The organism is Pseudomonas caspiana (assembly GCF_002158995.1).
GTDB classification, from domain to species: Bacteria; Pseudomonadota; Gammaproteobacteria; order Pseudomonadales; family Pseudomonadaceae; genus Aquipseudomonas; species Aquipseudomonas caspiana.
Map to the genome: position 1 here is coordinate 477302 of NZ_LOHF01000002.1, position 14036 is coordinate 491337.

The 14036-nt window shown below is 58.3% G+C and carries 11 protein-coding genes; 2 read left to right on the forward strand and 9 right to left on the reverse strand.

The window, feature by feature from the left end; genetic code table 11:
- Positions 1-68 precede the first annotated feature (68 nt).
- Positions 69-1415, reverse strand: coding sequence for a metalloprotease PmbA (pmbA, locus tag AUC60_RS04610; RefSeq protein WP_087264903.1), 1347 nt, complete (start codon positions 1413-1415; stop codon positions 69-71).
- Positions 1416-1522: 107 nt separating this feature from the next.
- On the opposite strand from pmbA, the gene yjgA reads away from it, so the two are divergent.
- Positions 1523-2044: a ribosome biogenesis factor YjgA gene (gene yjgA, locus AUC60_RS04615; RefSeq protein WP_087264904.1), complete on the forward strand. Its 522-nt coding sequence runs from the start codon at positions 1523-1525 to the stop codon at positions 2042-2044.
- 53 nt (positions 2045-2097) lie between these two features.
- Here yjgA and tldD read toward each other — a convergent pair whose 3' ends face one another.
- The 8 genes from tldD to mreB form a co-directional block, all read right to left on the reverse strand.
- Positions 2098-3537: a metalloprotease TldD gene (tldD, locus tag AUC60_RS04620; protein ID WP_087264905.1), complete on the reverse strand. Its 1440-nt coding sequence runs from the start codon at positions 3535-3537 to the stop codon at positions 2098-2100.
- A 2-nt stretch (positions 3538-3539) separates the two neighbouring features.
- Positions 3540-4391 carry a carbon-nitrogen hydrolase family protein gene (locus tag AUC60_RS04625; RefSeq protein ID WP_087264906.1) on the reverse strand — a complete coding sequence of 284 codons (852 nt, stop codon included), beginning with the start codon at positions 4389-4391 and terminating at the stop codon, positions 3540-3542.
- A 201-nt stretch (positions 4392-4592) separates the two neighbouring features.
- Complete coding sequence (locus AUC60_RS04635; RefSeq protein WP_087264908.1) at positions 4593-8414, reverse strand: YhdP family protein; 3822 nt, start codon at positions 8412-8414, stop codon at positions 4593-4595.
- A 175-nt stretch (positions 8415-8589) separates the two neighbouring features.
- The gene (rng, locus tag AUC60_RS04640; protein WP_087264909.1) at positions 8590-10047 is read right to left on the reverse strand and encodes a ribonuclease G; all 1458 of its coding nucleotides are present in this window, start codon (positions 10045-10047) and stop codon (positions 8590-8592) included.
- The gene (locus AUC60_RS04645; protein WP_087264910.1) at positions 10044-10643 is read right to left on the reverse strand and encodes a Maf family protein; all 600 of its coding nucleotides are present in this window, start codon (positions 10641-10643) and stop codon (positions 10044-10046) included. Before AUC60_RS04645 ends, rng begins: the two co-directional genes overlap by 4 nt.
- 72 nt (positions 10644-10715) lie before the next feature.
- Entirely contained in the window at positions 10716-11207 is a 492-nt protein-coding gene (mreD, locus tag AUC60_RS04650) for a rod shape-determining protein MreD (protein WP_087264911.1), read from the reverse strand.
- Positions 11200-12282: a rod shape-determining protein MreC gene (mreC, locus tag AUC60_RS04655; protein WP_238599518.1), complete on the reverse strand. Its 1083-nt coding sequence runs from the start codon at positions 12280-12282 to the stop codon at positions 11200-11202. Before mreC ends, mreD begins: the two co-directional genes overlap by 8 nt.
- A gap of 219 nt (positions 12283-12501) precedes the next feature.
- Positions 12502-13539 (reverse strand): rod shape-determining protein MreB, encoded by a 1038-nt coding sequence (gene mreB, locus AUC60_RS04660; protein ID WP_020292894.1) that lies wholly within the window; start codon positions 13537-13539, stop codon positions 12502-12504.
- 208 nt (positions 13540-13747) lie between these two features.
- Between mreB and gatC the strand changes: the two genes are divergently transcribed.
- Positions 13748-14035 (forward strand): Asp-tRNA(Asn)/Glu-tRNA(Gln) amidotransferase subunit GatC, encoded by a 288-nt coding sequence (gene gatC, locus AUC60_RS04665; protein WP_087264913.1) that lies wholly within the window; start codon positions 13748-13750, stop codon positions 14033-14035.
- The last annotated feature ends 1 nt before the right edge of the window (position 14036 follow it).

Genomic DNA, 14036 nt, shown 5'->3' on the forward strand with positions numbered 1-14036 from the left:
ATCCAGCCTTATCGCGGGCAAGCACCGCTCCCACAGGGTGTTAGCCATAGCATTGAAGATAGTTGGAATCAGCTACCGGCCACGGTCATCCGCTCGATTAATACCGACCCCGTGCGGATGTTGCTACGCAGCTCAAGATCGCTACCGACCGCGACGATCTGCTTGAACATGTCACGCATGTTCCCGGCAATGGTCACTTCCTGCACCGCGAACTGAATTTCGCCGTTCTCGATCCAGTAACCAGCAGCGCCACGCGAATAATCGCCGGTCACCATGTTCAGGCCACTGCCCATCAACTCGGTGACCAACAGCCCACGGCCCATGCGGCGGATCAGCGCTGCCTGGTCTTCCGTCCCGTGGGTGACGAACAGGTTATGCACGCCGCCCGCGTTGGCGGTGCTTGGCAAGCCCAGTTTGCGGCCCGAGTAAGTACTGAGAATGTACGAGACCAATTCGCCGTTTTCGACGAATGGCTTGGCGTAAGTCGCCAGACCATCGCCATCGAACGCAGAACTGCCCATGGCACGCATTAAATGCGGGCGCTCGTCGATGGTCAGCCACTCAGGGAAGAGGCGCTGGCCGATGGAGCCTTCAAGGAATGACGACTTGCGATACAGATTGCCGCCGGAAATCGCTCCCAGGAAACTGCCGAACAGTCCACCTGCCAGCTCGGCGGAAAACAACACCGGCACTTCACACGTAGGGACCGGGCGCGCACCAAGACGGCTGGCTGCACGTTCGGCAGCTTTACGACCGATGCTCTGCGGATCGGCCAGCAACTCACCCTGGCGACTGACGTCATACCAGTAATCACGCTGCATCTGGCCGTCGCCTTCTGCAATCATCACGCAACTCAAACTGTGACGAGTGGAGGCATAGCCGCCGATGAAACCGTGGCTGTTGCCGTACACCCGGCAGCCTTGGTGGGTATTAAGCGTCGTCCCATCGGCATTCTTGATCCGGCTATCGGCGTCAAAAGCTGCGGCTTCGCAGATCAACGCTTTCTCGATGGCCTGCTCGGGGGTGATATCCCAAGCGTGGAACAGGTCGAAATCCTGCTGTTCCCTGGCCATCAGCGCCGCATCAGCCAGGCCTGAGGCCTCATCTTCAGAAGTATGCTTGGCGATGGCAAGCGCGGCAGCGACGGTCTCACGAATCGCGTCAGCGCCGCTGGCCGAGGTACTGGCCGAGCCTTTGCGCTGGCCTACATACAAGGTAATGCCGAAACCCTGGTCACGATTGAATTCGACGGTTTCCACCTCACGCTGCCGTACCGAAGTGGACAAACCCTGCTCCAGAGACACTGCAACTTCACAGGCACTGGCTCCTTGGCGCCTGGCCTCGGCGATGATTTGCTCGACTTGTTCCTGCAGTGCGGGCAAGGCCTGTGGGCCGACGCTTTGTGATGCACTCATGACTTTCTCCATCAAATTCTGCTTTCGGCACGAGCCGAATACCGAGCGGGCCGGACAAGAGGCCCCTGACTGGTTATCATGGCGGCGTTTATTTGCGGACTGCCCCCATGGTTGATTCTTACGACGACTCCCTCGACGGGGAGAAAAGCAAAACCCAGGTCAAACGCGAGCTGCATGCTCTGGTTGAACTTGGCGAGCGTCTTGTGTCGCTCAAACCTGATTTGCTGAACAAACTGCCTTTGACCGATCCGCTGCGCAGAGCCCTGGCCGATGCGCCCAAGCACACGGCTCATATCGCACGCAAACGGCATATTCAGTTCATCGGCAAGCTGATGCGCGATCAGGATCTGGACGCCATTCTGGTGCTTCTCGATCAACTCGATGCCTCCACTCGCCAATACAACGAACGTTTTCACGGTCTGGAACGCTGGCGTGATCGCTTGATCGCGGGTGACGATGGCGTTCTCGAAACGTTTGTCACTGAGTATCCGGATGCGGATCGTCAGCAACTGCGTTCGCTGATCCGTCAGGCCCAACACGAATTGGCCCATAACAAGGCGCCTGCTTCGAGCCGGAAAATCTTCAAATACATCCGTGAGCTCGACGAGAAACAACGCGGTTTGCGTTGATTCGCGTCTGGTCCCGCAGGAGCGGCTGAAGCCGCTCCTGCGAGGATCATGTATCAACCGCCTGTGCCGCCTACCGTGATCGCATCGATCTTCAGGGTCGGCTGACCCACGCCCACCGGAACCGACTGCCCATCCTTGCCGCAAGTACCGACGCCGCTGTCTAGCGACAGATCGTTACCGACCATCGACACCTTGCTCATGGCTTCCGGCCCGTTACCAATCAACGTGGCACCTTTGACCGGCGCAGTAATTTTGCCGTCTTCGATCAAATACGCTTCGCTGGTGGAGAACACGAACTTGCCGCTGGTGATGTCCACTTGGCCGCCGCCGAGGTTGGCGCAATAAATACCGCGCTTCACCGAGGCGATGATTTCCTGTGGATCGCTTTGACCACCCAGCATGTAAGTGTTGGTCATGCGCGGCATCGGCAGGTGTGCATAGGATTCACGACGACCGTTACCGGTACGCGCAACGCCCATCAGACGCGCGTTGAGCTTGTCCTGCATGTAGCCTTTAAGCACACCGTTCTCGATCAGCGTCGTGCATTCGGTCGGCGTCCCTTCGTCATCAACGCTCAGCGAGCCGCGACGACCCGCAAGCGTACCGTCATCGACGATGGTGCAGAGCTTGGAGGCGACCATTTCACCCATGCGACCGCTGTAGGCTGAACTGCCTTTGCGGTTGAAGTCGCCTTCCAGACCATGGCCCACTGCTTCGTGCAGCAACACGCCAGACCAGCCGGAACCGAGTACCACGGGCAGCGTACCCGCCGGAGCAGGAATCGCTTCGAGATTGACCAGTGCCTGACGCAGTGCTTCACGGGCATAACCCATGGCGCGGTCTTCGTTGAGGAAATAGCGGTAATCAGTACGTCCGCCGCCACCATGGCCGCCCCGCTCGCGACGACCGTTCTGTTCGACGATGACGCTGACATTGAAGCGCACCAGCGGGCGCACATCGGCCGCCAGGCTGCCATCGGTGGAAGCCACCAGAATCCGCTCCCAAACGCCCGCCATGCTCACCGTGACCTGCTGAATGCGCGGGTCCAAAGCTCGGGTGGCAACGTCAACGCGCTTGAGCAGTTCGACCTTCTCTGCACGGGTCATGACTTCCAGCGGGTTGTCCGGCGCATACAGCTGGGCCACGTCCTGTGCAGTGAAAGCTTGCACAGTGCCGTTTTGACCGGCGCGGGAAATCGAGCGTGCAGCACGAGCCGCCGTGGTCAGAGCTTCATGGGTAATCGCATTGCTATACGCAAAGCCGGTTTTCTCGCCGGATTGGGCACGCACGCCAACGCCCTGATCGAGGTTGAAGCTACCCTCTTTGACGATGCCGTCTTCCAACGACCAGGATTCAGAAATCTGCCCCTGGAAATACAGGTCAGCGGCATCAATGCCCGGACCAGCCAGCTCGCCCAACACCGATTGCAGGCTGTCGAGGTTCAAGCCGCCGGGTGCCAGAAGGTGTTCGCTGACAGAGGACAAGTCGCTCATATTCACTCCGAGGTCTGCACAGGCCGCACTGCGTCCTGCGTAAAAAATCGCCGGTGACTGGACACCGGCATCCGCGCCCTGATGGACGCCTGTTCTTCATTGTCCCGCTCGGCCAGCAGTACCGCTTCGCCCTGCGCCTGTTCGGCCAGGACCCGACCCCAAGGGTCGACGATCGCTGCATGCCCGTATGTTTCCCGTGGTCCCGGATGGACCCCGCCCTGCGCGGCCGCCAGCAAGTAGCACTGGGTTTCGATGGCTCGCGCCCTAATCAGAATGTCCCAATGCGCTGCCCCCGTGACAGCGGTGAAGGCCGACGGGGCAGTAATCAATTCAGCACCTGCCTTTCGCAGGGCGGTGTACAGCTCAGGGAAGCGCAAGTCATAACACACGCTCAGACCCAGGCGACCTACTGGTGTATCGGCAACCACCACATTGCTGCCATGAGCATAGTCATCGGATTCCCGATAGCGTCCGCGGCTATCGGCGACGTCAACATCAAACAAATGCAGCTTGTCGTAACGGGCCACTTGCTCGCCCTGCTCATCAACCAACAATGAACATGCGGTGATCTTGCCGTCGGGCTTATCAGTCGGGGGTAACGGTATGGTGCCAGCAACTATCCATAACTTGAGGTCGCGAGCGGCGAGTTTCAACCATGGCAGGATCGGCCCTTGCCCCAAAGCCTCGGCCCGGCCGATATCCGCAGCATCGCGACGGCCCATGGCAGCGAAGTTTTCCGGCAATACGGCCAGGCGAGCGCCTGAAGCTGCGGCCTGCTCCAACAAGCGCCGGGCCTGAGCCAGATTACCCTGCACGTCGCTCTGGCTGATCATCTGGATCACGGCAAAAGACATGTCAGCTTCTCCTCAAACAACACGCGACCCTCTGAATCCGGAGACTTTTTTCTGTAGGAGCTGACGAGCACCGCGAGGCTGCGATAGCGGTGTATCAGATGGATCGCTATCGCGGCCTCGCGGTGCTTGTCAGCTCCTACAAAGTCTCCCGCCGTCTGGATGGTAGCTCTCGTAATGGCTCCCACTGTACTCCATGGCGAACTATTGAGGTTTTTCAAAAGGCTTGTCGAAAGTGATCTTCGGTTCTTTCCACGGGCCTTCGACCTTGTATTGAACACTGGCGAAGCGCGCGACCCGATCACCCAGCAATTTGTCGACCAGGAACAACGCCCCGCCAATCGCCGGCGCACCGACAATCAATGCCGCAATTGGCAGGTTGTTGGTGACCGGCAACGTTACCAACAGCTTGGCATCTACCCGATCCTTGACCATGTCCAGTGTGCCGTTCAGCTCCAGATTGCTGGAGGGGCCGGTCAGGGTAATCGGCGTGCGTGTGACATAGACACCGTCGCTGGCGACCAACAGCCCTTTAACCCTATCGTAGCTCAAGCCTTTGCCCAGCAAGTCGGAGAAGTCCAGGCGCAACCGGCGACCGATGGAATTGAAATTGAGCAGGCCAAAAACCCGCAGAGCCTGTGCGCCGCCTTCGACTTCGACAAACTGGCCTCTTTCGAGCTTGGCATCAAGGCTGCCAGAGAAACGCTTGAGCGACACCCAGGCCGGTGAACCCGGCCAGCGGCCGTCTACTTTCAGCTCGAACGTTTCGCTGGTGACTGTTGGGGCAAACCCCCAGGCTTTGAGCACGTCACCCAACTGCTTACCTTCGATATTGCCGCGGTACCAACTGCTTGTTGAGTCCGGTGTGCCTTCCCAGCCCCCCTCACCTTTTAGCTGCATGCCTTTGAGGCCAAGGTCCAAATCAGACAAGCGAAGACCTGTAGCCGTCGGACGAACCTTGAGCGACCAGGCCCCCAGTAATTGCTCACCCTGAAAGAGTTGTGTGACGCTGACATCCAGTGCCGGAATCTTGCCCGGATTGATATCAGCCAGCGGATCCGGAGCATTTTCCACAACCGCTGCCGCCGGATCAGGTGCCGGTAAGCGGACATAAAGCATATTGATGCCGATGGGCGCGTTCTTGGCATCTGGCAGCGTCGCGGTCCCTTTGGCAAGCTGGCTGTCCAGAGACAGCGCCCAGTTATCAGCATTGCGCTTGAGCTGAACGCTGGCCTTGTCCAGCGTTGTGCCCATGGCCGTCAACTTGCCTATCTGCAGGTCGACGCTATTGACCACTTGCTTGGCGCTGCCACCAGGATCACCACCCGCATAGCGATCAAGCATTGCCTGCCAGGGCGATACATCAAGCTCCGTCAGAGAACCGCGAACACGCAGACCTTTGGCATCCGGCACAATCGCGCCGCCGTCACCCAGAAACAGCTCACCCCGCCCGTCCGCCAGCTTGCCAGGTGCAGCGGCGTACGCCAGATTGGCCAGCTTGCCGTAGGCGAAACCAAAACGCTGCTCTGCCCCCTGCAGCGTCATGCGGAATTCGCTGTCCAGACCGGCATCAGCCGGTTTACCGAACGGCGCAGGCAGATCCACCGCCACCCCCTTGAGGCTGGAGTTGATCCGCAACAAACTATCGGCGCCCCCCAACGTCAGCTGCAACTGGTACGGGATGTCGCCAGAAACAGGCAACGGCTGTGTAATACCGAGCCATTCAGTCAGCCTGTTTACCGTGATCTGACCATTGGCGACCACGCGGGTCAGGTTCGCACCGGGTTTACCTTCCGCAGCAATTTCTGCGGTCACCGGGCGGTCAAACGCCTGCGCACGCACGCCTTTGCCACTTAACCCTTTGGCGTTGTCGAAACGGAACTCGCCTTTCAACTGGGTCAGGTCCAGCGCCGGATCAGCAAGCTTCAAGCGCGCCCCTTCGGTGCTGAAGTCTACGGCGATCTTCGGCTCCTGCCCTTTGATCAGCGGTATGTCCAGTTTCAGCTTGCCGTTCAGTGGCCCCTCGCCCTGCCAACCCGCAAAGGTACTGGCAGTACCGATAGGCGCTTCCTGCAAAATCTTCACACCGTCGGCCAGTTGTCCGGAAAATTTGCCGTCCACCAGCAAATGGCTGGGCTGTCCGACTGGCGCATGGGGAATATTGACCAGGACTTTGCTGACATCAGTATTGAGCAGCCGACCTTTGCTGGCTTTGACACGAACACCGCTGTTTTCAACGTAGACCTTGCCATCAACGCCGGTCAGTTGCGGCCAGCCAGGCTCGAAATCCAGCGTCGCATCACGCACTTTGAAGAACAGGCTGATAACCCGTGCCGTGTCCGCTGCGTTCTTGCTCAGCGAACCTTGATACTGGAAGAACCCCTGATCGACCTTGCCGCCAATGATTGCCGTACGCAGCCATTTGTCCAGATCCGGACTGAGGACAGCCGGCAGATACTTGCTGGTGTAACTGCCGTCGCCGTCGACCATGCCAACCCGCAGGTCCATATAGTCCTCATCGGCTCGCTCATGAGCCAGATGCAGGCGAATCAGGAAGTCAGCAGCGATCTTGCCCTCATCCCCCAGCACTTTGATGTACGGCGCGATCAGGGTGAATGTTTCGTCATCCAGTCGCCAGGTCAGGCGTGCATTGGCTTTCGGGTAGGTCCACTCATTCTTGAAGATCGGATACAGGTGCAACATGAAATTGTCGCTGTCGAGGCGCAGCTCTCCCTGGCCCAGATCGCCGCTGATTGCCCCGCTGACATTACCTGCCGCCGGAGCACCGTGATAAGCGTGAAATCCGATATTTTCCAGATTGGCGGCAAAGCTCAAGCGCTTGTCACCCACCGCTTTCGGTCGGTAATCAACCAGTGCATTACGCAGGGCACCTGTCACTTGAAGGTTATCGATAACCTCCATAAGCGTGTCCGGCAACGGAGCAAGGGATTTCAACAGCGGCGTCACCGGAGTCAGATCAAGCCGATCAGCCTGAACATGCCAGATTTCTTCCTGATCGCTGGTGGCCATTTTTTGCTCAAGCTGAACGCGGCTTTCCCAGCGCTTGCCGTTCAGGTCCATGGCCAGCGAGCTCAGGTTTACTTCAAAGCCGGTATCGTTCCGCTTGAGCCAGGCGTTTAGCGCCAGATTGTCGATCTTCGACGGTTTACGCTCGGCATAAGCCGCTTTCAGTGAAGGGGCATTGAGGCGTGCGACGGCACTCTGAACGGTGCCTTTACCCCAGCTTAGCCAGAATTCGCCACCCGCCTTGAGGGTCGACACTTTCCATTGTTTAGTCAGGGTTTTGGGCAGCCACTTCGCCCAGTCGCTTTGCGGCAGACTCAGGTAGATATCGGCCTCACCCTCTTTCCAGGCTCTGGCCTGAATCCGCGAGCGAACATTAAGAGCCAGCGGCTGACCATCCGGGAGCGTCAACCGCGCATCAATGCGCTGATGAGCGCTGCCCGTGGCCAGACTGATATTCACGTAAGTCAGGGTCAGCGGTGCTTGCTCAAAAGGTTGCAGAGTGACCTGACTGTTGAGCAGCGAGAGGCGCGATACCACCTGCATCTGATTCAGGATCCGCTCAGGGTCCAGCGGCTTGTCATTCTGAACCGGCAGCCCTTGCAGCGCCCAATGACCGTCCTGATCTTCCTTGAGGATCACTTGCAGGCCGTTGACCTCCACATGGGACAGACGCACATCCCACGCCAGCAGGCTGGCCCAGATGTCGGGCTCTGCACGCACTTCATCGAGACGTACAGCGCTTGCGCCTTCGCCGACCATCACATCGTTGGCAACGAAAACCGGTGAAAAACCCCGCCAGCTGCCTTCCAGGCTGCCGATCGCCAGTGGCATGCCGACCGCTGCCTGAGCCTTGCTCTGGACTTCAACGCGATACCCGGAAACCAAAGGCGTCAGCTCACGGCCCACGCTGACATACAACGCTGCCAGGACCAGAACCAGCGCACAGAGACTCAACCCCCAGCGAGTCAGAAGTGAGAAGAAACGTGTCAGATGGCTCATGTCAGCGAACCTCCACACGGAGATTCGCAATTGCTGGCTTGCGTGAAATGGCCCCACTCAATGGTGCAGGTGCTGTAGTGGGGGTTGCTCATTAACACACATATTCTCTTTATGACGGCTTCCATGCCGCTGGCCCTCAGGCACTGTTATCAATTCATTTTCATTTGGCGCAATGTCAGAGCAGCACGACGTCGTATTGTTCCTGGGAATACATGGTTTCTACCTGAAAACGGATAGTGCGGCCAATGAACGCTTCCAGCTCCGCCACATTACCCGACTCCTCGTCCAGAAGGCGGTCCACGACCCGCTGATTAGCCAATACACGGTAGCCCACCGCCTGATAGGCTCGTGCCTCACGCAGGATTTCCCGGAAAATCTCGTAACAGACCGTTTCCGGCGTCTTCAGCTTGCCGCGCCCCTGACACGCATGGCAAGGCTCGCATAGCACCTGCTCAAGGCTTTCACGGGTACGCTTGCGAGTCATCTGCACAAGACCCAACTCGGTGATACCGATGATGTTGGTCTTGGCGTGATCGCGCTCCAGTTGTTTCTCCAGAGTACGCAGCACCTGGCGCTGATGCTCACCGTCTTCCATGTCGATAAAATCAATAATGATGATGCCGCCCAGATTGCGCAGGCGCAGCTGCCGGGCAATGGCGGTTGCCGCTTCCAGATTGGTCTTGAAGATGGTTTCTTCGAGGTTTCGATGCCCGACGAATGCGCCGGTATTAACGTCGATGGTGCTCATCGCCTCGGCCGGATCGATTACCAGATAGCCACCTGACTTGAGCGGTACCTTGCGCTCCAGGGCTTTCTGAATTTCATCCTCAACACCGTAGAGGTCAAAAATCGGCCGTTCGCCAGGGTAGTGCTCCAGGCGGTCGGCGATCTCGGGCATCAGCTCAGCGACGAACTGAGTGGTTTTCTGGAAGGTTTCCCGGGAATCGATGCGAATCTTCTCGATACGCGGGCTGACCAGGTCGCGCAGAGTACGCAGCGCCAGACCAAGGTCTTCGTAGATCACATTAGGCGGGCTGACGGTCTTGATCTGATCGCCAATCTGATCCCAGAGGCGGCGCAGATAACGGATGTCCATGAGGATTTCGTCAGCCCCGGCACCTTCAGCAGCGGTGCGCAGAATGAAACCACCAGCCTCTTTGATGCCTTCGAGGGCGACGCAATCGCTGACCACTTTTTTCAGTCGCTCGCGCTCGCCTTCATCCTCGATCTTCAACGAAATCCCGACGTGCGCAGTCTTGGGCATGTACACCAGATAACGCGAAGGGATCGACAGCTGCGTCGTCAGGCGCGCGCCTTTGCTGCCTATCGGGTCCTTGGTGACTTGAACGACAAGGCTCTGACCTTCATGCACCAGCGAACTGATGGTTTCTACGGCCGAACCCTCACGCATGGATATCTCCGAGGCGTGAATGAACGCGGCACGGTCAAGACCAATATCAATGAACGCGGCCTGCATACCCGGCAGGACTCGTACAACCTTGCCTTTGTAGATGTTGCCAACGATACCGCGACGCTGGGTCCGCTCGACGTGAACCTCTTGCAGAACACCGTTTTCCACCACTGCCACGCGTGATTCCATCGGCGTGATGTTGATCAGAATCTCTTCACTCATGACTTTTCACCTTCCTGGCCTTGCCAACAGGGTATGCCGAAACGGCCCAGCAGTTCTGCGGTTTCGCATAGAGGCAACCCGACCACTGCGGAATAACTGCCCTGCAAGCTCTCGACGAAAATCGCCGCCAGCCCCTGAATAGCGTAGCTGCCCGCTTTATCCTGAGGCTCGCCACTGGCCCAGTAGGTCTGAATTTCGGCAGTGGAGATCGAACGAAAACGCACCCGACTGGCGACGACACGAGTCTCGTAACGCTGTTGATTGACCAGCGCAATCGCCGTCAACACCTCGTGTTCGCGCCCTGACAACGCCGTCAGCATGCTCAGGGCATCCGCCTCATCCAGCGGCTTGCCGAGAATCTGACCGTCAAGCACCACCGCAGTGTCAGCGCCCAACACGCAGCCATCAGCATCGGTCAGCAACGCCAGTCCAGCCTGTGCTTTGCCACGTGCGAGCCGCTCGACATAGGCCGTCGGGGTTTCTTCGTTGTAGGGAGTTTCATCGATCTGTGCACTGAGCACCGTGAAGCGAACACCAATCTGGGTCAGTAATTCCCGACGGCGCGGCGAGCCAGAGGCCAGAAAAAGCGGGGGCATTGGGACATCTCCGTGTCAAAGATCGTAATGCAGCCCCGAGCCAGAGATGCTCACCCGGGGCTACATGCCGCGTCAGTTGATTTTCAAACGCTTGCTCAAGCCTCGCAGGCCATAGCTGACCCAAGGCCATAACAAGGCACTGACCAGAGCAGGCAAGACCAACGCCAACGTTGGTTGTCGGTTACCGGTCAGGGCGCTGAGCCAGAGCTGTGCCAATTGGGCCAGCCCGAAAATAACCAACAGAATCAGACACTGCTGCCACATGGGGAACATGCGCAAGCGTTGCTGCAGGGACATCACCAGGAAGGTGATCAAACACAAGGTCAGGGCGTTCTGCCCCAGCAATGTGCCGTAAAGCACGTCCTCCATCAGGCCCAACAACCACGCAGTGGTCATCCCCACCTTATGGGGCAGATACAGCGCCCAGAAGGTCACAAGCAGCGCCAGCCAGAGCGGGCGAAAGATTTCCATGAACTGCGGCAGAGGCGAAACGCTCAACAGCAAACCCACGACAAAAGTGAACCAGACGACCCACCCGTTACGTTCCGGGGCATGACTAGCCATCAATTCTCTCCCGAGTGGCGGCAGGCGCGGCGGCCGGTGGCTTGGTCGCGGCAGGCTTCACAGGCGGCTTGCTGGCGGGTTTGGGTGCTGGTGTCGCAGGCGTCACGGCCGGAGCTGCAGCGGGCGCGGCAGCGGGCGCGGCAGCCGGAGCAGCAGCGCCGTGGGCAGCAGGCGCAGTATGTGTTCCCGCAGGCACGACGCCGTTAGCAGCAGGAGCCGTAGCGGGTGACACAGCTGGATCAGCACCTTTCTCGATGGACTCTTGAGCGCGAGCGGCATCGGCAGCACGTTCTTCCGGCGAACGGCCGTCGGAGAACACCAACAGCAGGTAGCGGCTGCGGTTCAGCGCAGCGGTCGGGACAGCCCGAACAATGGCAAACGGTTGTCCAGAGTCATGAATGACTTCTTTGACGGTGGCGACGGGATACCCGGCAGGAAAACGCTGACCCAGGCCGGAGCTGACCAGCAGGTCGCCTTCCTTGATGTCAGCGGTGTCCGCTACATGACGCAGCTCAAGACGCTCTGGGTTACCCGTACCGCTGGCAATTGCCCGCAGCCCGTTACGGTTGACCTGTACTGGAATGCTGTGGGTTGTGTCAGTCAGCAGCAACACGCGCGACGTGTAGGGCATCAACTCGACCACTTGCCCCATCAGGCCGCGTGCGTCGAGCACAGGCTGGCCGAGGACAACACCGTCGCGTTCGCCTTTGTTGATGATGATCCGGTGAGTGAACGGATTAGGATCCATGCCGATGAGTTCGGCCACTTCGACCTTCTCGTTGACCAGTGCCGACGAGTTAAGCAACTCGCGCAAGCGCACGTTTTGCTCGGTCAGGGCTGCCAGCTTCTGCAGGCGCCCTTGCAGGAGCAAGGCTTCGGTCTTGAGTTTTTCGTTTTCAGCGATCAGCTCGGTACGACTGCCGAACTGGCTGGCCACACCCTGCATCAGCCGTTGCGGAAGATCGACAATCCAGTACGACTGCATCAGCACCAGCGACATCTGGCTGCGCACAGGCTTGAGCACGGTGAAGCGCGCATCGACGACCATCAGCGCCACCGACAACACGACCAGCACCAACAGGCGCACGCCCAACGAAGGGCCTTTTGCGAAAAGCGGTTTAATAAGCCGCTCCTCCGAAGCAAGATTTCAATCGGCTGTTGTTATTCATGCGATATGCAACCGGCCTGAACGGGTGGAAAAAGTAACACCATATTTTGGCGTCAGCCTAACGCATACAGGTAGCCAAATCGCTACCTGTACACATAAGGATGCATGATAGGTCTTGCCAGCGAATTACTCGCTGGAGAGCAGATCCATCGTGTGCTTATCCATCATTTCCAGCGCACGGCCACCGCCACGCGCTACGCAGGTCAACGGATCTTCGGCAACGATCACCGGCAGACCAGTCTCCTGAGCCAGCAATTTGTCCAGGTCACGCAGCAAGGCACCACCACCGGTCAATACCAGACCGCGCTCAGCGATGTCCGATGCCAGTTCCGGAGGCGATTGCTCCAATGCGCTCTTCACAGCCTGAACGATGGTCGCCAGAGATTCCTGCAGCGCTTCAAGCACTTCGTTGGAATTCAGAGTGAAGGCACGTGGAACGCCTTCAGCCAGGTTACGGCCACGCACGTCAACTTCACGCACTTCGCCGCCTGGATAGGCAGTACCGATTTCCTGCTTGATGCGCTCGGCAGTGGATTCACCGATCAGGCTGCCGTAGTTACGACGCACGTAGGTGATGATCGCTTCGTCGAAACGGTCGCCGCCAACCCGTACGGATTCGGCATAAACCACACCATTGAGCGAGATCAGAGCGATTTCAGTGGTACCACCACCGATATCGACGACCATCGAACCGCGGGCCTCTTCGACCGGCAAGCCGGCACCGATGGCAGCAGCCATTGGCTCTTCGATCAGGAACACTTCACGTGCACCAGCACCCAGCGCTGATTCGCGAATCGCACGACGCTCTACCTGAGTCGATTTGCACGGCACGCAGATCAATACCCGAGGGCTTGGCTGCAGGAAGCTGTTTTCGTGAACCTTGTTGATGAAGTACTGCAGCATTTTTTCGCAAACGCTGAAGTCGGCGATAACGCCGTCTTTCATTGGGCGAATAGCGGCGATGTTGCCCGGGGTACGGCCGAGCATGCGCTTGGCTTCCATCCCGACAGCAACGACGCTCTTCTGGTTTCCGTGGGTCCGAATGGCCACAACTGATGGTTCATTCAGAACGATGCCGCGCTCACGCACGTAAATAAGGGTGTTGGCAGTGCCCAGGTCGATAGACAGATCGCTGGAAAACATGCCACGCAGTTTCTTGAACATGGGAAAGGGACCCTAGGGAACGCGTGGGTAAAAAAGTGCGGCAAACTCTAACAACGACAGGGATTTTGGGCAAGGAGCCAATATGTTAAATTAGCGGTTTTTCCGAGCACGACCCTCGACGTTCGCGGCCTTCTGACCGTAGAAATGCGATAGTGTTCCTCAATCTACCACACGGATCCAATCCGTAGTCATTCCACTGGAGAAACCCATGGCGCTTGATCGCTCCGACGTGGAAAAGATCGCTCATCTGGCACGAATTCGCCTGAATGACGCCGATATCCCGCGTACTACCGAAGCACTAAACAGCATTCTTGGCCTGGTTGATCAGATGCAAGCAGTCGATACCACCGGTATTGAACCACTTGCCCACCCCCTCGAAGCGTCCCAACGCCTGCGCGAAGACGTGGTTACCGAGCGAAATCGCCGGGAAACCTATCAAGCCATCGCACCAGCGGTCCAAGACGGCCTTTATCTGGTTCCAAAAGTCATCGACTAAG

What these genes read in the sequence shown, in the direction of transcription:
- mreD (WP_087264911.1), bottom strand. Translation starts at nt 11,207, where the DNA reads ATGGCTAGTCATGCCCCGGAACGTAACGGGTGGGTCGTCTGGTTCACT.
- yjgA (WP_087264904.1), top strand. Translation starts at nt 1,523, where the DNA reads ATGGTTGATTCTTACGACGACTCCCTCGACGGGGAGAAAAGCAAAACC.
- AUC60_RS04645 (WP_087264910.1), bottom strand. Translation starts at nt 10,643, where the DNA reads ATGCCCCCGCTTTTTCTGGCCTCTGGCTCGCCGCGCCGTCGGGAATTA.
- tldD (WP_087264905.1), bottom strand. Translation starts at nt 3,537, where the DNA reads ATGAGCGACTTGTCCTCTGTCAGCGAACACCTTCTGGCACCCGGCGGC.
- rng (WP_087264909.1), bottom strand. Translation starts at nt 10,047, where the DNA reads ATGAGTGAAGAGATTCTGATCAACATCACGCCGATGGAATCACGCGTG.
- AUC60_RS04635 (WP_087264908.1), bottom strand. Translation starts at nt 8,414, where the DNA reads ATGAGCCATCTGACACGTTTCTTCTCACTTCTGACTCGCTGGGGGTTG.
- mreB (WP_020292894.1), bottom strand. Translation starts at nt 13,539, where the DNA reads ATGTTCAAGAAACTGCGTGGCATGTTTTCCAGCGATCTGTCTATCGAC.
- AUC60_RS04625 (WP_087264906.1), bottom strand. Translation starts at nt 4,391, where the DNA reads ATGTCTTTTGCCGTGATCCAGATGATCAGCCAGAGCGACGTGCAGGGT.
- pmbA (WP_087264903.1), bottom strand. Translation starts at nt 1,415, where the DNA reads ATGAGTGCATCACAAAGCGTCGGCCCACAGGCCTTGCCCGCACTGCAG.
- gatC (WP_087264913.1), top strand. Translation starts at nt 13,748, where the DNA reads ATGGCGCTTGATCGCTCCGACGTGGAAAAGATCGCTCATCTGGCACGA.